This is a genomic window from Massilia consociata (assembly GCF_042432755.1).
Classification (GTDB): domain Bacteria; phylum Pseudomonadota; class Gammaproteobacteria; order Burkholderiales; family Burkholderiaceae_D; genus Telluria; species Telluria consociata.
On record NZ_JBHLWP010000033.1, the window covers coordinates 1 to 20074 of the forward strand.

A 20074-nucleotide genomic window follows, 5' to 3' on the forward strand; every position below is an offset into this window, starting at 1 on the left:
CCCGAACAGGACCGTGAAACGACTTTGCGCCGATGATAGTGCTGCAACCAGTGTGAAAGTAGGTTATCGTCAGGCTAGTTATATGAAAAACCCCGCAGAGTGATCTCTGCGGGGTTTTTTGCTTTGTACAGCCGGATTCCTGTGCTTCGGCCGGTGACAACCGGGCCCAGCGAATGAACCGGTGATTTTGTATCGGATCTGTAACTCCCGTTGAAACCCCGGCACCCCGTACTAGACTGAATCCAGTTGGACGGATCTGGAGGCAGAGATGATCACTCGAAGCGCACAGGCGGCCAAGCGTCTCGTCGCCGTACTGCTGCTGGCCAGCGGACTCGGAGGGTGCGCGGTCTATGGGCCGCCTTCGTACGCAGCCTATGACCCTTATTACCAAGGCTACGCTTATCCGACCTATGTCGGCCCGCCCGTTTCACTGGATCTCGGATTCGGCTATTACCGGGGTGGCCACGCCCACTCCCGCCATCACCATGGCGGCTATCACAAACACGGGTGGCGATCGCATCACGGCTGGCGATCGCACGGCGGCAGGTCGCATCATCACCATCATGGCGGCGGATGGCGGCACGGAAGAGGTCGGCACTGATCGCGCAGTCGGGAGACCGGCACGTCTTCCTGCTTGTTACAGCATGCAAGAACGGGGCCGAAGCCCCGTTCTTGCGTTTGCACTCCGGCAGCGCCATCGCACCGGATGCGATAGCCTGCCGTGGCCGGCTCACTGCTCACCAGGGTGCTCAGACACCCCACAGCACATCGGTATGCTGGTCGCGCGCCGAGCGCAGCATTTCGAGCAGGGGGAAAGCGCGGGTCGGGAAACTGACGACCTCGATCGGCTCGTGCTCCTTGTCCTCGTCGTCCCCGGCGTGTGCCGTCACGTCGCGCTGCACCTGGTCCGATGCCTGGTGTTTGCGGCTTTCCTCGATTTCGCCTTCGAGCAGCGCCACCGCACGCGGTGCTTCCTCGGCGGTGATGACGCCGCGCTCCACATCCTTATGCAGCAGGTCGAGAATGCGCTTGGCATGCTCCTGGTACATCAAGACCTCAGGATAGGACTTGCATTTAAATGTAATCAACATGGCTGTTCCATTGATCTGGTAGTGATTAAACGATAACACGTCTTGGCAAGGCGGTCATCCCGTGCACGCTCTTATGACTATGGCCGCCGCAGGAGCCATGCAGCGAGCACCGTGCCTGCAATCGACACGCCGGCAATCACGGCCCCGGCAAGCTGCGCATCCGAAGGCCCCGAGGCCGCTGAAGAGACCAGGGCCCAGCCCAGGCCGGCCCAGCCCAGGCTGTTGATCATCTGGAGCATCGACGTCAACAGGTCGGTTCTACCGCGCGCCATGTAATCGCTACGCGAACCCGGCCGCCCGCACCAGTGGACAATGAGGGCTGCCGCGCACACCGCGCCACTGACGGTAAAGCATGCCACCAGCCCGGCCAAGGGGGCGCGCACGAGGAGCCAGAGGAGCGGCAGGGCGACGATCAGCAGCGACGGCATGACCGCCGCAGCCAGCTTGGCGAGCCGGACCAGCCGCGGCTGCGCCGGCGCCAGCCGCAACAGGTCGGGGGCATCTTCCGCCGACACGACGATCCATGCAAGCGATGCGGTCAGCGAGCTGCACAGCAGGGTCAGGCCCGACGCCACCGCCGGCAGTTGCACCTCGCTGCGCCGGAACACGACAAAGCACAGCGGCAGCAGGTAGATCAGTTGCAGCGCCACGTGCGAGATCAGGTGAGGATCACGGACGATGAGGCGCCATTCCTTGACGACGACTGTGTCGAACAGGCTGCGCCCGAAATTCACACGGCGCTGGAGCACGCTTCCTGCCGGCCTTGCAGCAGCCCCGCCGATCGAGGCCGCCTGCTGCAGGCCATGAACGAAAAACCGATGCGTGCGCCCCACCGTGAAGGTGAAACCTGCCGCCGCAGCGATCACCACGCCAAGCACGGGCCACGGATCGCCCAGCAGCGCGCGCCCCGGCAGCCACACCGGGCTGGATGCACCGAGCACGCCGCTCGAGGCGAAGGCGCGTGCGAAGGCGGCAGCAGCCTCGCTTTCCACCGACTTCGAATAGAACGAGAACAGCTGCGACAGGATGAACAGCAGCGCGCCGGCCAGTGCGGCGATGACCTGCGCAAGGACACGGGTGCGGCGGGCGCCGAGCACCCGGACCAGGCCGAGTGTCATCAGCATCGCCACGCAGGCGACGAGTGTCGCCGTGCCCAGGATGACGGGATACACCGCCAGCCAGCGGACGTGGCCGAGCAGCGCCCCCGCGTGGGCGAAGGGCGTCAGGAAGAACAGGTACAGGGCCGCGGTGCCGGCAGCCACGCTGCCCAGGCGGACGGCGAAAATGCTGCGGGAGGGCAGGGGCGACGATAGCAACAGGTCGAGGTCGCCCCGCTCGAACAGCACACGTACGCTGGATTTGAGCGCGCTGGACAGCATGAAGGTCATGCAGCCGGCCAGCAAGGCGGTCACGCCGACCAGGATGCGCGGGTCGTCGGCGCCGGCGCCGGGCATGCGCGAGAGCAGCCCCAAGGCCAGTGCGTGCAGCGCAAGCCATGCCAGCGCGGCCGTCACCAGGCCCGGCAGCCCCGGACGGCGCACCGCCTTTCCCGGCTTGCCGGATGCCGCGCTGAACCACATCAGCCTGAGCTCGTGCCGGAGCAGCCAGCCGACGCTGCCTGGTGCGAGCGTCATGGTTGTGCGGTCAGCTGCAGGAACACATCCTCGAGGCTCGCGCCCCTGGCGCCGCTGGTGCGCTCGCGCAGTTCGGCCAGGGTGCCTTCCGCGATCAGGCGGCCCTGCCGGATGATGCCGATGCGCTGCGCCAGGCGCTCCGCCACCTCGAGGATGTGGGTGGTCAGGATGACGGTGCCACCCTTGGCGACATGCGACAGCAGCAGGTCCTTGACCTGCCGCGCCGCCGCGGCGTCCAGCCCGGTCAGGGGCTCGTCGAGGATCAGCAGTTCCGGCGCATGGATCAGCGCACCGGCCAGCGCCAGCTTCTGTTTCATCCCGCGCGAGAAACCCTCGGTCAGTTCATGCGCATGCTGCGACAGGTCGAGCCAGTCCAGCAGTTCGCGCGCACGGGGCTCGGCCTCATGCGCCGTCACACCCCATAGGCCGGCGACGAATTCGAGGTATTCGAACGGCTTGAGCTTTCCGTACAACATGGGATCGTCGGGCAGGTAGGCCATCCTGCTCTTGGCCTCGCGCGGCGCCTGCGTCAGGTCGATGCCGAGCACCTCGATGCGGCCAGCGTCGGGGGCGAGCAGCCCGGTGACCATGCGCAGGGTGGTGGTCTTGCCGGCGCCGTTGGGGCCGAGCAGGGCATACAGTTCGCCGCGCCGCACCAGCAGGTCGAGGCCATCGACGGCCGGACGCCCAAAGGCCTTGTGCAGGCCCGCGATCCGCAGCGCCGGGCCGGATTCGTCCGTCATCATTGCGGCGCGAACGAGGTCAGGAACTGCTCGGTGTGCTCGGGCGGCATCGCACCTGGCTTGCCGACCACGATCACCTGGTATACGCGTGCGCCCTTTGCCGCGAAGCGGCCCACCAGGCGCACTGGGCCACCGTTGCCCTTGCCGGTCGCGTCGACGTCCAGTTTCGCGGCATCCGGCGCCGCGGCTTCGCTTGCTGCCTCCGCTGCTGCACCGGTGACGCCGATATTACGCAGCAGTGCCTGGCGCATGGCCGGCAGGGTGGCCTGTGCCAGCGCCGGATCCGGCGCCAGCGCCGTGCCGACGGCGAAGGTCGTGCCTTCGACCTCGGCGGCCGTCATCGTCATGTCGACACGGATGCCGCCGAGATCGACGCTGCGCGTGTGCGTCGACGGCTTGGACGGGAACATGATGCGGTAGGCGCCTTCGCTGCTGGTGTAGTCGCGCCAGTTGTAGGTGGGCGAACAGCCGGACAGGAGCGTGGACACGAGGACAGCCGAGGCGAATGCGGGCAGGAGGGGTTTGATGTGCATGTCCAGATGGTAGCAGGAGCCGCGCTTCGTGCGTACATCCGCCGCACGCAGCGCCTGGCCCATGCCTCACTGTTCGCGTAGCGCGCGGCGGTACTGGATGGCTTCCGCGATATGCTCGCCCGCGACCCGGGCCGCGCCGGCCAGGTCGGCCACGGTGCGCGCTACCTTGAGCACGCGGTGGTAGGCGCGGGCCGACCAGTGCAGCTGCCGCATGGCCGCCTGCAGCAGCCGCTCGCCGGCCGCATCGGGCCGGCAGAGGCGGTCGATCTCAGCCGGCGCCAGGTGCTGGTTCGGCTTGCCCTGGCGCTCGACCTGCAGCGCATGCGCGCGCTCCACGCGCCGGGCGATGTCCGCGCTGGCCTCGCCGTCGGCGCGCCCGGCGATGCTGTCGGCCGGCATGGCGCTCACCGCGAGCTGGATGTCGATGCGGTCGAGCAGCGGCCCGGAGACACGGCCCTGGTAGCGCGCGACCTGCTCCGGTGTGCAGCGGCACTTGGCGGACGGGTGTCCCAGCCAGCCGCATGGGCAGGGATTCATTGCCGCGATCAGCTGGAAACGCGCCGGGAAATCCGCCTGGTGCGCCGCGCGCGAGATCGTGATCTGGCCCGACTCGAGCGGCTCGCGCAGCACTTCCAGTACGCGGCGGTCGAACTCGGGCAGCTCGTCGAGGAACAGGACGCCATGGTGGGCCAGCGAGACTTCGCCAGGGCGCGGTACATTGCCGCCGCCGACCAGCGCTACACCCGAGCTCGTATGGTGCGGACTCCGGAACGGGCGGCGGCGCCAGCGCTGCGGCGAGAAACTGCCGGCAATGGATTGCACGGCTGCCGATTCCAGGGCCTCGTCATCACGCATGGGCGGCAGCAGCCCGGGAAAGCGCGAGGCCAGCATGCTCTTGCCCGCGCCGGGCGGGCCGACCAGCAGCACCGAATGCGTGCCGGCAGCCGCCACTTCCAGGGCGCGCTTGGCGCCTTGCTGTCCCTTCACTTCGGCGAAATCCGGGTAGTTCGGCGCCGTTGCAAGCGGCTGGCCCTGGTGGCGCGCCAGCCGTGCATTGCCGCTTCCTTGTGCGAAGTGGGCGCAGACCTCGAGCAGGGTGCGGGCAGGGTAGATGGCCGCATCCGTGACGAGGGCGGCTTCGTCGGCATTCGCCTGCGGCAGGATGAAGGCGCGCGCGGCGCTGCCGTCCTGGCTCGCGTCCCGCTGCCGGTGCATCGCGAAGCTCATCGCCAGTGCGCCGCGCACGGGACGCAGCTCGCCCGACAGCGACAGCTCGCCGGCGAATTCGTAACGCGTCATCTGCTCGCCCGGAACCTGCTGCGAGGCCGCCAGGATGCCGAGCGCGATCGGCAGGTCGAAGCGCCCCGACTCCTTGGGCAGGTCGGCCGGCGCCAGGTTGACGGTGATGCGGCGCGGCGGGATCGTGAACCCCGAATTCTGCAGGGCCGCGCGCACGCGGTCTTTTGCTTCGCGCACCTCGGCATCCGGCAGCCCGACGATCGTAAAGGCGGGCAAGCCATTCGCGAGGTGGATTTCGACATTGACGGCGGGAGCGTCCATGCCGGCGAGTGCGCGGCTTCGTAACACGGCGAGGCTCATGGGCTTCCTGGCAAGTAGGGACTCGCAGGATGGTGGCACCGCTTCGGCGAGCGCTTGTTGAGCACACCCAAGCCCGGCTTTTGTCAAACGTCGCGCAAGGTCACGACCGGCATCGTCAGCACGCGCTTGTCCCTGAAGAAAGCGATATCGAACAGCGCCGCCGCACCGACCACCTCCTTGCCCAGTTGGCGCAGCAGGGACGCTGCCGCCTCGATGGTGCCGCCGGTAGCCAGTACGTCATCGACGATCAGCACGCGCTGGCCCTTGATGCGTTCGGGCTGGATCTCGATGGTCGCCTTGCCGTATTCGCGCTGGTAATCGATGCTGATCGCCTTGCCGGGCAATTTGCCCGCCTTGCGCGCCATGGCGAAGCCGACTTTGTGCTCATAGGCGAGGGCGCCGGCGATCATGAATCCGCGTGCGTCCATGGAAAGGATGAAGTCGAAGTGCATTTCCTCGGTCCTTGCATGCAAGGTATCGATGGCAAGGCGCCAATACTCAGGGGTATCGAAAATGCAGCCGACGTCGATGAAATTGACGCCCGGCTCCGGGTAGTCCTGGAAGAATTCCAATGGAACGCTGTCGAAGTCGCTCATATCAGTTTGTACAGTTGTAGGTGAAGCGGATGGTGTGTGTACCGTGATTATCACCGGTCTGGGTGAAGGCGGCGCGGTCTTCGTTCGTTGCGAAGATTCAAGGATCACCGCTGCGGTCCAGCAACATTCCGGCTGCCGCGCGCCTGGCGCGGAGTATCATGCTTATCGAACCGTAATCATGCACGATGTGTCGTTTTGCCGAGCCAAGCGCATGCCCATCCAGTATCTGTCAGGCTTAACCGCACAAGTCCGCACCGGGCAGGCGGATTTGCACATCGGCGTCATCCTGGCACTGGTGGCTGGCGCGCTCAACGCTGGGGGCTTCCTCGCAATCGGCCAATACACGTCGCACATGACCGGGATGGTCTCGGCGGTTGCGGACCACATCGTCCTTCGCAACTTCGCGCTGGCAGGCATCGCCGCCATCGCCTGGATCGCTTTCCTGGCAGGCGCAGCATTTACCGCCTTGATCGTCAACTACCTGCGTCGCGCCGACGTCCGCCATCCCTATGCCGTGCCGCTCCTGCTCGAAGTCAGCTTGATCTTGTTGTTCGGCGCGTTCGGCGCCACGCTCGAGAAACACGAAGCGCTCGATGTTTCACTGGCCGTCACCACACTGTGTTTCACCATGGGGCTGCAAAATGCCCTGATCACCAAGATTTCGCAGGCCGAAATCCGCACGACCCACGTGACCGGCCTGACGACGGACCTGGGCATCGAGATCGGAAAACTCCTGTACTGGAACGGCAAGCGGCCGGATGACAAGCGCGTCCCGGTACTGGCCAACCGGAACAAGTTGCGCGTCCACGCGATGCTGATCGCCTCCTTCCTTGTCGGCGGCAGCGCGGGGGCACTTGGCTTTCACTACGCAGGTTTCATCTTCACGGTTCCGCTGGCCCTGGCGCTGGCGGTGATCGCAGTCGCACCGGCAGTCGGCTCCGTCCGGTCGAAATGATTCCGGCGCGGGCTCGTCGCCGGCCACCCATGCCCGTCCTCATCGCCATGCGGCACGCATGGAAGCACGTCCTGGCTCATCTTCGTATGGCGAAATAACGTCATCTGTTCCCGTATTCCTGCAGTTGGTCACAAAAAACCTGCCATAACTTTTCGTTGTCTGTACATTATCTATTGGCAATAAATGCCGACAGTCCGCCTTGGGGAGCGGCTAGGAACACAATAATTAATGGAACCTGGAGAAACAGCAGATGCTATCGATCAAGCAGCTCAACAAGACGTACGCGAATGGCGTGAAAGCCATCAACAATGTCAGCCTCGACATTCCGAATGGCATGTTCGGCCTGCTCGGGCCGAATGGCGCCGGCAAGTCTTCGCTGATGCGCACCATCGCGACCTTGCAGGATCCCGATAGCGGCAGCATCCATTTCCACGGACTGGACGTCCTGAAGGACAAGGAAGGGCTGCGCTGCCAGCTGGGCTACCTGCCCCAGGACTTCGGCGTTTACCAGAAAGTCAGCGCGGAACGGCTGCTGAACCATTTTGCCGTGCTCAAGGGACTGACCGGCAAGGGCGAGCGCAAGGAGGCTGTCGAAGCCCTGCTGCAGCAGACCAACCTGTGGGAGGCGCGCAAGCGCGCCCTCGGCACCTACTCGGGCGGCATGCGCCAGCGTTTCGGCATCGCCCAGGCGCTGCTCGGCGCGCCACGCTTGGTGATCGTCGACGAGCCCACCGCCGGCCTCGATCCGGACGAGCGCAACCGCTTCCTGAACCTGCTGGCCAAGATCGGCGAGCAGGTGGTGGTCATCCTGTCCACCCACATCGTCGAGGACGTGACCGACCTGTGCCCGCGCATGGCCATGATCGCGAAAGGAACGGTGCTGCTGCAGGGCGAACCGCAGGCAGCGATCGACACGCTCAAGAACCGCGTCTGGCGCCGCACGGTCAGCCAGGAAGCACTGGCGCAATACCAGGAGCGCTTCCATGTGCTGTCCACCCGCCTGGTGGCCGGCCGTCCCCAGATCAACGTGTTCGCCGAGTCCCAGCCCGACGATGGCTTCGTCAGCGTGGAACCGGACCTTGAGGACGTATACTTCCTGCAGGTGCGCAATGCCGGCCGCACGGCGGTGGCCGAAGGATCGGCCGGCGTTGCAGCCGAACCGACGGTCGTGGCGTAAGGAGCGACCATGTTGAGGGAATTCTTCAAGTTCGAGCTGGCCACCCAGCTGCGCCAGCCGCTCCTGTGGGTGTGCGCCCTGATCTTCGGCGCGCTGGCGTTCGGCGCATCCACCAGCGATGCGGTGCAGGTGGGCGGCGCCATCGGCAACGTCAACCGCAATGCGCCGGTCGTCGTCGCCCAGATGCTCGGCGTCTTCAGCCTGATGTCGATGTTCGTCGTCACCATTTTCATTGCCGGCAGCGTGCTGCGCGACAGCGAAGTGGGCATTTCCGACATGCTGTTCGCAACGCCGATGCGCAAGCACGACTACCTGATAGGCCGCTTCGCAGCCGGCCTGCTGGCCTGCCTGGTCATCTTTGCGGGCATCGTCGTCGGGATGATGCTCGGGCCCCTGATGCCCTGGGTCGATGCCCAGCGGGTCGGGCCTTTCCCGGGGGCGGCGTTCGCATGGGCGCTGGCCGTGATCGTCGTGCCGAACCTGTTCTTCATCGGCGCACTGCTGATGCTGCTGGCCGCGACCACGCGCTCGATCATGCTGGTGTATGTCGGCGTGCTGGGCTTTCTCGTCCTGTGGATCGTTGCCGGTGCCTTTACCTCGGACATCGACAACGAATGGATCGCGGTGCTGGCCGATCCCTTCGGCGTGCGTGCGCTTGGGCGTGCCACACGTTACTTCTCTGCCGCCGAAACCAATGCCGGCCTGCCGGACATCGCGGGCTACATGCTGGCCAACCGCCTGTTGTGGGCCGCAATCGGGATGGCGCTGTTCGGCCTGACCATTGCCATGTTCAAGCCGCAGCGCGCCGGCACCGGCAAGCGCCTGTTCGGCAAGGCGAAGACATTGCCCCCGGCGGCCGCTGCACCGGCGCCGCTGCGGCTGCCGCGCATCGAGCCGCGCATCAAGGCGACGACGCCCTGGATCCAGTGCTGGCATATCTTCGCGTTCGATGCCGCCGCCGTGTTCAGGAGCGTGCCTTTCCTCGTCATGCTGCTTTTCGGCGTGCTCAACATGGTCGGCGCTTCGTTCCAGATGGGCGAGATCTTCGGCACCACTGTCTATCCGCGCACCCACCTGATGGTCGAGCTGTTGAACGGCAGCTTCAACTTCCTGCTGGTCATCATCGTCACCTTCTATGCGGGTGAGCTGATCTTCAAGGAGCGCCAGGCCAGGATCGCCGACGTCAACGACGCCATGCCGATGCCGAACTGGGCGCCGCTGGTTGCCAAGAGCCTGGCCGTGGTCGGCGTGGTGCTGGCCTTCCTGGCCACCGGCGTGCTGGCGGCGATCGTCATCCAGCTGGTCAAGGGCGGCGCCCCGATCGAGGCTGCGCTGTACCTGAAGAGCATGCTGGTCGTCGCCGTTCCCTACATCCTGATGGGCCTGTTCGCGCTGGTCCTGCAGGTCGTGACGAACAACAAGTTCATCGGCTACCTGCTGATGGTGGTCCTGATGCTGTCGCAGATCGTCGCGGCGGTCCTGCATTTCGACCATAACCTGTACAACATCGGCGGCCTGCCGCGCACCCCGTACTCGGACATGAACGGCTTCGGCCACTTCATCGAAGGCTGGGGCTGGTTTGCCATGTACTGGAGCCTGTTCATCCTTGCGACGCTGAACGTCGCCCAGGCCTTCTGGGTGCGTGGCCTGTCGTTCACCTGGCGCGAGCGCGTGCGCGAAGCGGGGCGCCGCCTGAAAGGACCGTCCGGCGTGGCGCTGGCCGTGTGCGGCGTCGCGTTTGCCGCGGTCGGAGGATGGATCTTCCACAACACCAACACCCTGGCCAGGTACGAAGCGGGCGACGTCCGGATGGACAAGCAGGCGCATTACGAGAAGACCTACCGCAAGTACAAGGACATGCCGCACGCCAAGGTGACCGACGTACGCGCCGCGGTCGATATCTATCCAGCTGAACGCCGTGTCACGATCCGGGGCAGCTACGTATTGGAGAACAAGACCGGCAAGCCAGTCGACAGCCTGCCGCTGCAGGTCAATGCCGATGTCGTGACGACCTGGACCAAGCTGCCGGCCCACCAGGTAGTCCTGAACGACAAAGAGCACGGTTTCAGTATCCTGAAACTCGCGCAGCCGATGCAGCCGGGCGAACGCCTGCCGGTGGAGTTCACCGTCGACGTGCGCCGTCCGGGCTTTTCGAACGCCGGCGATGCCGACGTCATCAACCTGAACGGCACCTTCTTCAACAACCGCGCGTTCTTCCCACAGCTCGGCTACCAGCCGGCTGCGGAACTGGACGACCGCAACGAACGCCGCAAGCGCGGCCTGGGCGAGCCGGAACGCATGCCCAAGCTCGAGGACCAGGCGGCCCGCCGGCATTCGATGTTCGGCCCGGAAGCGGACTGGATCAGTTTCGAGACCACGGTCTCGACCAGCGGCGACCAGGTGGCGCTGGCGCCTGGCTACCTGCAGAAGTCGTGGAAGGAAAACGGCCGCAACTACTTCCAGTACAAGATGGACCAGAAGATGATGCCGTTCTTCGCCTACCTCTCGGCCGACTGGCAGGTGAAAAAGGGCGACTGGAAGGGCATCCCGATCGAGGTCTACCACGACCGCAAGCACGCCTATAACGTGGACCGGATGATCGCGGCCACGCAGAAATCGCTGGACTATTTCACGACCCAGTTCACGCCTTACCAGCACAAGCAGGTACGCATCCTGGAGTTCCCCAACTACCAGACCTTTGCGCAGTCCTTCGCCAACACCATTCCGTTCTCGGAGTCGATCGGCTTCATTGCCGACCTGCGCGACAAGGAAGCCATCGACTATGTGTTCTACGTGACGGCGCACGAGATGGCACACCAATGGTGGGGCCACCAGGTGACGGCCGCGAACGTGCAGGGCGCGAGCATGCTGATCGAATCGCTGTCGCAGTACTCGGCGCTGATGGTGATGGAAAAGGAATACGGACGCCACCAGATGCGCCGCTTCCTGCGCTACGAACTGGACCGCTACCTGCGATCGCGCGGCAGCGAGAAGATCGAGGAACTGCCCCTGTACCGGGTGGAGAACCAGGATTACATCCACTACCGCAAGGGCAGCCTGGTCTTTTATCGCCTGCGCGACGAGATCGGCGAAGAAGCGGTCAACCGCGCCCTGAAGCGCTTCTTGCAGGACAAGGGCTACCAGGAGTCGCCGTTCACGACGTCAAGCGAACTGCTCGACTACATCCGCGCCGAGGCACCAAAAGACAAGCACGCCCTGATCGCCGACCTGTTCGAGAAAATCGTGTTCTACGATAACCGCGTGCTCGATGCCAAGGCGGTCAAGCGCGCCGATGGGCAGTGGGACGTGACGATGAAGCTGCACCTGGCGAAGATGGAAGCCGATGGCCGCGGCAAGGAAACGCCGCGCGCCTATGACGAGGCGGTGGAGATCGGCGTCTTCGCACGCGCCGCCGGGGCCAAGGAGAAGGACGAACGGGTGCTGCTGCTGGAGAAGCGCGTGCTCGAGGGCGCCAATCCTGTCGTGACGGTCACGGTCAAGGAAAAGCCGTTCGAGGTCGGTGTCGATCCGTATAACAAGATGATCGACCGCGTGTCGCGCGATAACCGCAAGGAGGTCGGCATCGACTGACGCTGGCGGGCAAGGTGCACGCACCCGGGGCTGCCATCGTACTGGCGCATCGGCCCGGGGTTCGGCCGTTTTCCCGCTATTTACTGATCCATGCCAGGAGGTAGACATGTCGCTGCAACACCTGTTGAACCTTGCCGCCCACATCGCTACGGGTAGCGCTGCAATCTGCCTCGGCCTGGCGCTGCTGGCAGGCGCCAAGGGCACGCCGGGCCACCGCCGGCACGGACGGCTGTTCGCCGCACTGACCCTGGTCGTGTGCGTCACCGGCATCATCGGCAACGTGTTTTTCCGCTTCACGCCGGTGTTCGCCGTATTGACCTTGCTGGTCGCCTACCAGCTGCTGAGCGGCTGGCACGTCGTCTACACCAAGGATGCCGGACCGAATCGGATCGATACGCTGCTGGCCGTGTGCGCCGCGGCCTGGGCGATCGGCCTGGTGCCGGTGCTGTTCTCGGCTGGCGCCAGGGCCGGTGCGGCGCCGACCGTCGTCTATTCATCGCTGGGCGGGCTCGTCTTCCTGCTCGCGTACGATGCGGCGCGCTGGTGCTTCCCGCGGCACTGGCACGCATCGCTCTGGCGCTACGAACACATCTACAAGCTGGTGGCATCGCTGTTCGCAATGCTGTCGGCAGCGGTCGGCAACCTGGTCCGGTTCGGGCAGCCCTGGTCGCAGCTGCTGCCGTCCGTGCTGGGCATCATGGTCATCGTGGTCTTCGGCTGGCGGGAGTACCGGTCACGTCGCCGGGGCCATCTCCAGACACCGGGGGCCGAGAAGAACCTGGTCGCGTCTGTCGATTAGAGGGGTGTATCTCATCCGGCAACCGTGTCGCTGAAGACGGTCTGCATTCACTTCGAAACATGATTACCATTGCCGATTCCCTCAACAGCGTAAAGGATTCCATGAAGATCGCCGTGTCGCTCGCAGACCGCCTCGACGAGGCCGAGGTCATCCGCCTGTACCAGGCCAACGGCTGGTCCTCGGCCGAAAAACCGCAACAGCTGATGGCGGCGCTCCGGAATTCGCATTCGCTGGTAACGGCGCGCATCGGGAGTGAACTGGTCGGGCTCGGGAACGCCATCTCGGACGGACACCTCGTCGTGTATTTTCCCCATATGCTGGTGCATCCTGCCCATCAAGGGAAAGGTGTTGGCCGCCTGATGATGCAGTCTATGCTCGGCCGCTATGCCGGCTTCCACCAGATGATGCTGACTGCCGACGGCGGGGCGATCGATTTTTACAAAGCATTAGGATTCGAGCGCGCCGGAAAGACCGAGCCGATGTGGATCTATGGCGGCAGCGAACATTGACGCCGCGCGCCGCGACGACGTGACGGTGGGACGCCCGCACTGCGGGCTGCATGACCGTTCGCTGTAGGCAAAGGTTTTACTCCAGGTGCGGTACCTCGTACCGTCGGATGTTGAATCCCTCGGCCCCGGCCGGCGCGACGAAAAAGCCGGTGATGTACTCGAACTCTGCTTCCGACATGGGTTTGGAGCCGGGAGGCCGTTCCTCGTTCCGTTGCCGCAGCTGCGCCTTGCAAAGCGCGTCAGGCATGTCGACGAAGTGGAGCAGGTGGTCAGCCCCGGCAGCGTCGAACAGCTGGCGGAACCATTGCCGTTGGCGCGGCACATTGCCCGGAAAGTCGAGCACGACGGAATAACCATGGCGAAGCAGGTCCACCACATGTGGCGCCAGGGTTTCCTTGAGCCTGGCTGCGTACTTCAGGTAGTCGTCGAAGGTGTGGATCTCGTCCGGATACAGGCGGGACAGCCACAGGTCCTCGCAGATCAGGACTGCGCCGAACTCCGTGGCCAGCTTCCTCGACAGCGTCGATTTGCCCGCCGCCATTTTGCCGCACAAGAAGTGCAGGGTTGGGCGGGCTGCGGTGCTGCTCATCGGTCTCTCTCCTGGATATGGGCTGTTTGGGCCAGCCTCGCTGACCTGCGGCTGAACAATGCGCTAGCCAGAAGTTGGCGTCAATAGTATGTGCATGAAACGCATTGCGACCCGCTCAAGCCTTCTTAAAAGACCATCAGCGGGTTCTTGGTCACTGCGACCGAGACGATGTAGGCGAAGCAGACAAGGGCGCCGGCGAAGGCCGCAGTGCGCACCTGCCGCGTTCGTCCCTGCTTGAGCGCCATCATGCCCAGCACGATGTAGGCCACCAGCGCCGCCACCTTCGCCGTCAGCCACGGCGCCTGGCCCGGATACTGGCTGCTCCATGTCGCCAGGCCGATGGCGCTGGCCAAGAGCAGTGTGTCGACCACGTGCGGCACGATCTTCACCCAGCGCTGCTGCAGGCGCGGGGAGCTGGACAGCATCCAGATGCCGCGGACCAGGAACAGCACGCCGCTCAGGGCCGCGAAGCTGACGTGCAGGTGCTTGAGTGCGATGTAAGACATGAGTGGCGGCTGAGGGGCAGGTTGGTTGGCAACCTGCGCAGTATGCCTCAGCCGCACTCGCCCACGTAGTGGCACTCGTCGCAGCGGGTGCAGCCATCGACCTTGCGCAGCGCGCGCGCGCCGCATTCCGGGCACTTGGCGCCGGCGACGCTGGGCAGGGCGCCGGCACTGGTGGGCGGCAGCGGCTGGGCGTCCGGTACCGGACCCTCGCCGCGCGCGCACATCCGTGTCTCCAGGCTGCGCGCCAGTTCCGGTACCGGGACCTGGTTGCCCCAGGTGTCGAGGAAACCGCGGCGGATCAGGATCCGCTGCAGCATGAAGGCGATGGCCGCCACTTCCGAGTCGTGGTACACCGGCACCTGCGTGCCGTCCTCGCGCGTGAGGTGGCCGCAGCGCACCGGTCCCTTTTCCCACACCACGTCGCGCATGTCGGCCAGCGCCCGCGCGATCGGGCCGCCGGCGCGCGCCACCATCGACAGCAGGCGCATCGAGGCCGTGATCCACTGCTGGCCGCCGGTACGCTGGTTCGAAGGCATGAAGAACTCGAAGGGACGCTCGATCTCCACCCGCTTGCCGTCGTGGACGCCATCGGTGCGGATGAAGCTGACGGTCAGGTAGGCGCTCTTGCGGCCTTCCTGGGTCGCGTATTCGATTTTCGACGTGACCGATTCCAGCTCGCCCAGCGGACGGCGCTCGAAGCGCTTGCGCAGCGGGTCGTCGTCCGGCAGCGGCGGCGAAGCGGCCGGCGGCTCGTCGCGTGATGCTGCTGCCTGGGTGGAGAGCACGCTGCCCAGCACCGTGTTGGGCCGGTAGGTCGCCAGGCCCTTGAGCCCAGCGTGCCAGGCCTGGCTGTACAGGTCGCGGAAATCCTCGAAGGGATAATCTTCCGGGACGTTGACGGTCTTCGAGATCGCGGTGTCGATGAAGGGCTGGACCGCTTGCACCATGCGCAGGTGGTCGATCGCGCGCATCTCCAGCGCGGTCACGAACTGCGGCGGCAGCCTGTCCGTGGCGTGGCCCATCTGGCGGTACAGGCGCCAGGCATGGTCCTCGACGGCATAGCTGCGCATGGTTCCGTCGGCCATGCGCTTCTTGCGCTGGTAGGTCCAGGCATAGGGCGGTTCGATGCCGTTCGAGGCATTGTCGGCAAAGGCCAGCGAGATGGTGCCGGTCGGCGCAATCGATAGCAGGTGCGAGTTGCGGATGCCGTACAGGCGGATCGCCTCGCGCAGCCATTCGGGCAGGCGGGCGGTGAACTCGCCGTCCAGGTACTGCTCGGCATCGAACAGCGGGAACGGCCCTTTTTCGCGCGCCAGCTGGACCGAGGTGGCATAGGCGGCATCGCGCAGCGTTTCGGCGATGCGCGCCGCCATGGCGCGGCCTTCCTCCGAATCGTAGCGCAAGCCCAGCATGACGAGGGCGCTGCCCAGGCCCAGGAAGCCGAGGCCCACGCGGCGCTTGGCCTGCGACTCGGCCGCCTGTTGCGGCAGCGGCCATTCGGTGGCGTCGAGCACCAGGTCGAGCATGCGCACGGCCACCGCGGCGACTTCGCACATGCGCTCGAAATCGAAACCCGGGTTGGCGCCGAAAGGGTCAAGCACGAAGGCGGTGAGGTTCACCGAACCGAGGTCGCAGCAGCCGTAGGCGGGAAGGGGTTGCTCGCCGCAGGGGTTGGTGGCGTGCAGGTCTTCCGCATACCAGAGGTTGTTTTCCAGGTTCATGCGGTCGACGAACAGCACGCCCGGCTCGGCGTGGTCGTAGGTTGAGGCGATGATCTTGTCCCACAGGTCGCGTGCGCGGACCTGGCGGTAGGACCAGCGCCCGTCGTCCAGCCGGCACGCGGTGGCCATGTCTTCTTCGCCCGGCTCGGCCTGGTGCACCAGGTGGAACAGCTCGTCCGCCTCGACCGCTTCCATGAAGTCGTCGGTGACGCCGACCGAGATGTTGAAGTTGGTGAGGCCGCCTTCGTCCTTGGCCGCGATGAAGCGTTCGATGTCGGGATGGTCGATGCGCAGCACGCCCATCTGGGCGCCGCGCCGGGCGCCCGCCGATTCGACCGTGCGGCAAGAGGCGTCGAACACTTCCATGTACGACACCGGTCCCGAGGCACGCGAGCGGGTGCCGCGTACCTTGCTGCCCATCGGGCGGATGGCGCTGAAGTCGTAGCCCACGCCGCCGCCGCGCCGCATGGTCTCGGCCGCTTCGGCGAGGGCGGTGTAGATGCCGGGCAGGTCGCCATCCATGCCGGAGATCGAATCGCCGACCGGCTGGACGAAGCAGTTGATCAGGGTGGCCTGCAGGCCGAGGCCGGCGGCGGAATTGATGCGTCCGGCCGGCACGAAGCCCTGTTCCTGCGCCCACAGGAACTGCGCCTCACGCTCGGCGCGCTGGTGTTCGGGTTCGAGCGCCGCGAGGGCGCGCGCCACGCGCCGGCGCACGTCGGCGATGCCGGTTTCCTCGCCCTTGGCGTATTTCTCGCGCAGGACGTCGAGCGAGACCTCTTGTGGCGCAAGCAAGGTGGCCGGATGGTCGCTTGCATTCATGGTGCGCTTCGCTCCTGCATGAATGCCGCGCCCATCAGGGCTTGTCGAGGATGATGTGCGGTGCGGCCGGGTCGGTGGCGCCGGCAATCGGGCTGCCGGCGGTGGCCGAGGTGGCCGAGCCCGCCGGGGCGGACGGCACAGGCGAGACGGCCGGGCTGGCCTGGGCGGCCAGGCGCGTTTCCAGTTCCACCACGCGCAGTTCGAGCGCTTCGAGCTTGGCGCGGGTCTTGGCCAGCACCTGGGCCTGGATGTCGAACTCTTCGCGGGTGACGAGGTCGAGCTTCGAGAAGCCCTGGGTCATCATCGCCTTGACGTTGCGCTCGATGTCCTTGGCCGGCGTGCTCTCGAGGGCCTGGTTGAGCTTGCCTTGCAGGTCGTTGAAGAAGTTGTTCATGTCCGAGTTCCTATTCGTGCGGGCCGGCTGCACCACCACGGTGCACCCGCTGCCCGCCTTGGTGCGTGGCGCCGCGCGCGGTGTGGAAAAGCGTTTCCGTTGCGCGGTTTTCCTGGGTTGATCGAATCGCAAATGGGGCGGATGGCTGAGAAAACAAGCACCGACGCCCCTTTTTTGGCTGGCACGCATCCTGCTAAACAGTTGTCAGGCGTGTAGCAAACAGGATTGTAAACCGCAACGGCCCGCACCGTTGAGAATAAGGGGAATGTCATGAAGCGCAACACAAGTGCAGCAGCAGCGACCTGGGCCATCCTGGCCTTTTCCAGTGTTCCTGCGCTCGCGCAGGACGCTGCTCCTGAGCACCAAATCAGCTACAACGCCGCCATCACCAGCGATTACCGTTACCGCGGCCTGTCGCAGACCAGTCTCGATCCGGCGCTGCAGGGCGGCGCCGACTACGTACACGGCCCGACCGGCCTGTACGTGGGCACCTGGCTGTCCACCATCAAGTGGACCAGGGACCTCGGCGGCGACGGCAACATCGAATGGGACCTGTATGCCGGCAAGCGCGGCCAACTGACGGAATCCGTCACCTACGACGTCGGCGGCCTGTATTACTGGTATCCGACGAACGGCCTGAATCCGAACGCGAACACCTTCGAACTGTACGGCCGCCTCGGCTTCGGCCCGGCCTACGTCAAGTATTCGCAATCGACCACCAACCTGTTCGGCACCGCCAACAGCAAGCGCAGCGGCTATCTCGACGTCGGCGCCGATCTCGATGTCGGCAACGGCTTCGTGCTCAACCTGCACGTTGGCCGCCAGAAGGTGCGCAATAACAGCCCGCTGTCGTACACCGACTACAAGGTCGGCGTCACCAAGGACCTGGGTGCAGCGACGCTGTCGCTGGCCTGGATCAAGGCCAACACGGACCTGTACCTGAACCCGGAAGGCAAGAACCTGGGCAAGTCCGGCGCCATCCTGACCGTGTCCAAAACTTTCTGATCGTAAAGAGGCATCACCATGAAAATGATTACCGCCATCATCAAACCCTTCAAGCTCGACGAGGTGCGCGAAGCGCTGTCGGAGATCAATGTGCAGGGCATGACGGTGACCGAAGTGAAAGGCTTCGGCCGCCAGAAGGGCCACACCGAGCTGTACCGCGGCGCGGAGTACGTGGTCGACTTCTTGCCAAAAATCAAGATCGAGGCGGCCGTCGACGATGCCGTGCTCGACCAGGTCATCGACGCCATCCAGGGCGCGGCCCGCACGGGCAAGATCGGTGACGGCAAGATTTTCGTGGCCGACCTGAACCAGGTCATCCGTATCCGTACCGGCGAGACCGGCAACGAAGCACTGTAAGGGGAACCCTCGATGAAACTCACGACACGAATCCTGGCCGGCCTGGTTGCCGCCGGCCTGGCGCTGCCGGCGCTTGCGGCGCCCACCATCAACAAGGGCGACACCGCGTGGATGTTCGTCGCCACGCTGCTGGTGATCATGATGTCGATCCCCGGCCTGGCGCTGTTCTACGGCGGCCTGGTGCGTGCCAAGAACATGCTGTCGGTGCTGATGCAGGTGTTCATGGTCTTTTCGCTGGTCATCGTGCTGTGGTGCCTGTACGGCTACTCGCTGGCCTTCACGCAGGGCAATGCCTTCATCGGCGGTTTCGACCGCGTGTTCCTGAACGGCATCTACGATGCGGCCGCCGGCACCTTCAGCCAGGCCGCCACCTTCAGCAAGGAGACGATGATCCCCGAGTTCATCTTCGTCGCCTTCCAGGGCACCTTCGCCGCCATCACCTGCGCGCTGATCGTCGGCGCCTTCGCCGAACGCGTGCGCTTCTCGGCAGTGCTGCTGTTCATCGTGCTGTGGTTCACCTTCGGCTACCTGCCGGTGGCCCACATGGTCTGGTTCTGGGCAGGCCCTGACGCGATTTCGGATGCGGCCTCGCTGGCCACCGTCACCGAGAGTGCCGGCTTCTTGTGGCAGCACGGCGCGCTCGACTTCGCGGGCGGCACCGTGGTGCACATCAACGCGGCGGTGGCCGGCCTGGTGGGCGCCTACATGATCGGCAAGCGCATCGGCCTGGGCCGTGAATCGATGGCCCCGCATTCGCTCACCATGACCATGATCGGCGGCTCGCTGCTGTGGGTGGGCTGGTTCGGCTTCAACGCCGGCTCGGCGCTGGAGGCGGGCGACGTCGCCGCGCTGGCCTTCATCAACACCCTGCTGGCCACCGCCGCCGCTGCCGTGTCGTGGATGTTCGGCGAGTGGGCCTTCAAGCGCAAGCCGTCGCTGCTGGGCGCGGTGTCCGGCGCCGTCTCCGGCCTGGTGGCGATCACCCCGGGCGCCGGCTTCGTCGGCCCGATGGGCGCCCTGGTCATGGGTTTGCTGGCGGGTGTCGTCTGCCTGTGGGGCGTGACGGGCCTGAAGCGCCTGCTGGGCGCCGACGATTCGCTCGACGTGTTCGGCGTGCACGGCGTGGGCGGCATCCTGGGTGCGCTGCTCACCGGCGTGTTCGCGGCGCCGCAGCTGGGCGGGCAGGGCGTGTGGGACTACGTCGCCAACAAGGCTTCGCCAGACTACTCGATCGCCGGCCAGCTGCTGGTGCAGGCGGAGGCGGTCGGCGTCACCATCGTGTGGTCGGCGTTCGTGGCCTTCGTTGCCTTCAAGCTGGTGGACGTCGTCGTCGGCCTGCGCGTGCCGGCCGATGCCGAGCGTGAAGGGCTGGACATTACCAGCCATGGAGAGTCGGCTTACCACTTGTAAGCCGGTTCTCGTCCGGGAAAGGCGCCTGCGGGCGCCTTTTTTC

Annotated in this window: 18 protein-coding genes and 1 pseudogene; 9 read left to right on the forward strand and 10 right to left on the reverse strand. The window is 65.4% G+C overall.

The annotated features are described in order from the left end of the window. Window positions 1–749: 749 nt before the first annotated feature. The 6 genes from ACFFJK_RS22165 to ACFFJK_RS22190 form a co-directional block, all read right to left on the reverse strand. Complete coding sequence (locus ACFFJK_RS22165; protein WP_379681831.1) at window positions 750–1091, reverse strand: DUF1840 domain-containing protein; 342 nt, start codon at window positions 1089–1091, stop codon at window positions 750–752. A 77-nt stretch (window positions 1092–1168) separates the two neighbouring features. Beyond that, window positions 1169–2725 carry a hypothetical protein gene (locus tag ACFFJK_RS22170; RefSeq protein ID WP_379681832.1) on the reverse strand — a complete coding sequence of 519 codons (1557 nt, stop codon included), beginning with the start codon at window positions 2723–2725 and terminating at the stop codon, window positions 1169–1171. After that, window positions 2722–3468, reverse strand: coding sequence for an ABC transporter ATP-binding protein (locus ACFFJK_RS22175; protein WP_379681833.1), 747 nt, complete (start codon window positions 3466–3468; stop codon window positions 2722–2724). Before ACFFJK_RS22175 ends, ACFFJK_RS22170 begins: the two co-directional genes overlap by 4 nt. Then, window positions 3468–4001: a hypothetical protein gene (locus ACFFJK_RS22180; protein WP_379681834.1), complete on the reverse strand. Its 534-nt coding sequence runs from the start codon at window positions 3999–4001 to the stop codon at window positions 3468–3470. The genes ACFFJK_RS22175 and ACFFJK_RS22180 overlap by 1 nt, the downstream gene beginning before the upstream one ends. 66 nt (window positions 4002–4067) lie before the next feature. Continuing rightward, the gene (locus tag ACFFJK_RS22185; protein ID WP_379681835.1) at window positions 4068–5600 is read right to left on the reverse strand and encodes a YifB family Mg chelatase-like AAA ATPase; all 1533 of its coding nucleotides are present in this window, start codon (window positions 5598–5600) and stop codon (window positions 4068–4070) included. Between the two features lie 83 nt (window positions 5601–5683). Next, window positions 5684–6196 (reverse strand): adenine phosphoribosyltransferase, encoded by a 513-nt coding sequence (locus tag ACFFJK_RS22190; RefSeq protein WP_379681836.1) that lies wholly within the window; start codon window positions 6194–6196, stop codon window positions 5684–5686. A 43-nt stretch (window positions 6197–6239) separates the two neighbouring features. Between ACFFJK_RS22190 and ACFFJK_RS22195 the strand changes: the two genes are divergently transcribed. The 5 genes from ACFFJK_RS22195 (at window position 6240) to ACFFJK_RS22215 (ending at window position 13227) form a co-directional block, all read left to right on the forward strand. Then, window positions 6240–7151 carry a YoaK family protein gene (locus tag ACFFJK_RS22195; protein WP_379681837.1) on the forward strand — a complete coding sequence of 304 codons (912 nt, stop codon included), beginning with the start codon at window positions 6240–6242 and terminating at the stop codon, window positions 7149–7151. 250 nt (window positions 7152–7401) lie between these two features. After that, window positions 7402–8328: an ABC transporter ATP-binding protein gene (locus tag ACFFJK_RS22200; protein ID WP_379681838.1), complete on the forward strand. Its 927-nt coding sequence runs from the start codon at window positions 7402–7404 to the stop codon at window positions 8326–8328. 9 nt (window positions 8329–8337) lie between these two features. Next, the gene (locus ACFFJK_RS22205; protein WP_379681839.1) at window positions 8338–11919 is read left to right on the forward strand and encodes an ABC transporter permease/M1 family aminopeptidase; all 3582 of its coding nucleotides are present in this window, start codon (window positions 8338–8340) and stop codon (window positions 11917–11919) included. Between the two features lie 106 nt (window positions 11920–12025). Beyond that, a complete protein-coding gene (locus ACFFJK_RS22210; RefSeq protein ID WP_379681840.1) occupies window positions 12026–12718 on the forward strand; it encodes a DUF2306 domain-containing protein in 693 nt (230 codons plus the stop codon). A gap of 59 nt (window positions 12719–12777) precedes the next feature. Then, on the forward strand, window positions 12778–13227 hold the full coding sequence (locus tag ACFFJK_RS22215) for a GNAT family N-acetyltransferase (protein WP_379681841.1): 450 nt from the start codon (window positions 12778–12780) through the stop codon (window positions 13225–13227). A 76-nt stretch (window positions 13228–13303) separates the two neighbouring features. Here ACFFJK_RS22215 and ACFFJK_RS22220 read toward each other — a convergent pair whose 3' ends face one another. The 4 genes and pseudogenes from ACFFJK_RS22220 to ACFFJK_RS22235 all read right to left on the reverse strand — a co-directional run. Then, the gene (locus ACFFJK_RS22220; RefSeq protein WP_379681842.1) at window positions 13304–13816 is read right to left on the reverse strand and encodes a P-loop nucleotide/nucleoside kinase family protein; all 513 of its coding nucleotides are present in this window, start codon (window positions 13814–13816) and stop codon (window positions 13304–13306) included. A 125-nt stretch (window positions 13817–13941) separates the two neighbouring features. Beyond that, complete coding sequence (locus ACFFJK_RS22225; protein WP_379681843.1) at window positions 13942–14322, reverse strand: SirB2 family protein; 381 nt, start codon at window positions 14320–14322, stop codon at window positions 13942–13944. A gap of 47 nt (window positions 14323–14369) precedes the next feature. After that, window positions 14370–16865: an adenosylcobalamin-dependent ribonucleoside-diphosphate reductase gene (locus ACFFJK_RS22230; RefSeq protein WP_379681844.1), complete on the reverse strand. Its 2496-nt coding sequence runs from the start codon at window positions 16863–16865 to the stop codon at window positions 14370–14372. A gap of 169 nt (window positions 16866–17034) precedes the next feature. Continuing rightward, window positions 17035–17259: pseudogene (locus ACFFJK_RS22235) on the reverse strand (accessory factor UbiK family protein); the annotation flags it as partial. Here ACFFJK_RS22235 and ACFFJK_RS22240 point away from each other — a divergent pair. The 4 genes from ACFFJK_RS22240 to amt all read left to right on the forward strand — a co-directional run bounded on the left by ACFFJK_RS22240 (window position 17258) and on the right by amt (window position 20031). After that, entirely contained in the window at window positions 17258–17380 is a 123-nt protein-coding gene (locus ACFFJK_RS22240; RefSeq protein WP_379681845.1) for a hypothetical protein, read from the forward strand. The pseudogene ACFFJK_RS22235 and the gene ACFFJK_RS22240 sit on opposite strands and share 2 nt — an antisense overlap. Window positions 17381–17529: 149 nt before the next feature. Further along, window positions 17530–18264, forward strand: a complete 735-nt coding sequence (locus ACFFJK_RS22245; RefSeq protein ID WP_379681846.1) for a TorF family putative porin — start codon at window positions 17530–17532, stop codon at window positions 18262–18264. Window positions 18265–18282: 18 nt separating this feature from the next. Beyond that, on the forward strand, window positions 18283–18621 hold the full coding sequence (glnK, locus tag ACFFJK_RS22250) for a P-II family nitrogen regulator (RefSeq protein WP_379681847.1): 339 nt from the start codon (window positions 18283–18285) through the stop codon (window positions 18619–18621). A 12-nt stretch (window positions 18622–18633) separates the two neighbouring features. Next, window positions 18634–20031 (forward strand): ammonium transporter, encoded by a 1398-nt coding sequence (gene amt, locus ACFFJK_RS22255; protein ID WP_379681848.1) that lies wholly within the window; start codon window positions 18634–18636, stop codon window positions 20029–20031. Window positions 20032–20074: the final 43 nt, after the last annotated feature.

What these genes read in the sequence shown, in the direction of transcription:
- ACFFJK_RS22165 (WP_379681831.1), bottom strand. Translation starts at nt 1,091, where the DNA reads ATGTTGATTACATTTAAATGCAAGTCCTATCCTGAGGTCTTGATGTAC.
- ACFFJK_RS22170 (WP_379681832.1), bottom strand. Translation starts at nt 2,725, where the DNA reads ATGACGCTCGCACCAGGCAGCGTCGGCTGGCTGCTCCGGCACGAGCTC.
- ACFFJK_RS22175 (WP_379681833.1), bottom strand. Translation starts at nt 3,468, where the DNA reads ATGACGGACGAATCCGGCCCGGCGCTGCGGATCGCGGGCCTGCACAAG.
- ACFFJK_RS22180 (WP_379681834.1), bottom strand. Translation starts at nt 4,001, where the DNA reads ATGCACATCAAACCCCTCCTGCCCGCATTCGCCTCGGCTGTCCTCGTG.
- ACFFJK_RS22185 (WP_379681835.1), bottom strand. Translation starts at nt 5,600, where the DNA reads ATGAGCCTCGCCGTGTTACGAAGCCGCGCACTCGCCGGCATGGACGCT.
- ACFFJK_RS22190 (WP_379681836.1), bottom strand. Translation starts at nt 6,196, where the DNA reads ATGAGCGACTTCGACAGCGTTCCATTGGAATTCTTCCAGGACTACCCG.
- ACFFJK_RS22200 (WP_379681838.1), top strand. Translation starts at nt 7,402, where the DNA reads ATGCTATCGATCAAGCAGCTCAACAAGACGTACGCGAATGGCGTGAAA.
- ACFFJK_RS22205 (WP_379681839.1), top strand. Translation starts at nt 8,338, where the DNA reads ATGTTGAGGGAATTCTTCAAGTTCGAGCTGGCCACCCAGCTGCGCCAG.
- ACFFJK_RS22210 (WP_379681840.1), top strand. Translation starts at nt 12,026, where the DNA reads ATGTCGCTGCAACACCTGTTGAACCTTGCCGCCCACATCGCTACGGGT.
- ACFFJK_RS22215 (WP_379681841.1), top strand. Translation starts at nt 12,778, where the DNA reads ATGATTACCATTGCCGATTCCCTCAACAGCGTAAAGGATTCCATGAAG.
- ACFFJK_RS22220 (WP_379681842.1), bottom strand. Translation starts at nt 13,816, where the DNA reads ATGAGCAGCACCGCAGCCCGCCCAACCCTGCACTTCTTGTGCGGCAAA.
- ACFFJK_RS22225 (WP_379681843.1), bottom strand. Translation starts at nt 14,322, where the DNA reads ATGTCTTACATCGCACTCAAGCACCTGCACGTCAGCTTCGCGGCCCTG.
- ACFFJK_RS22230 (WP_379681844.1), bottom strand. Translation starts at nt 16,865, where the DNA reads ATGAATGCAAGCGACCATCCGGCCACCTTGCTTGCGCCACAAGAGGTC.
- ACFFJK_RS22240 (WP_379681845.1), top strand. Translation starts at nt 17,258, where the DNA reads ATGTCCGAGTTCCTATTCGTGCGGGCCGGCTGCACCACCACGGTGCAC.
- ACFFJK_RS22245 (WP_379681846.1), top strand. Translation starts at nt 17,530, where the DNA reads ATGAAGCGCAACACAAGTGCAGCAGCAGCGACCTGGGCCATCCTGGCC.
- glnK (WP_379681847.1), top strand. Translation starts at nt 18,283, where the DNA reads ATGAAAATGATTACCGCCATCATCAAACCCTTCAAGCTCGACGAGGTG.
- amt (WP_379681848.1), top strand. Translation starts at nt 18,634, where the DNA reads ATGAAACTCACGACACGAATCCTGGCCGGCCTGGTTGCCGCCGGCCTG.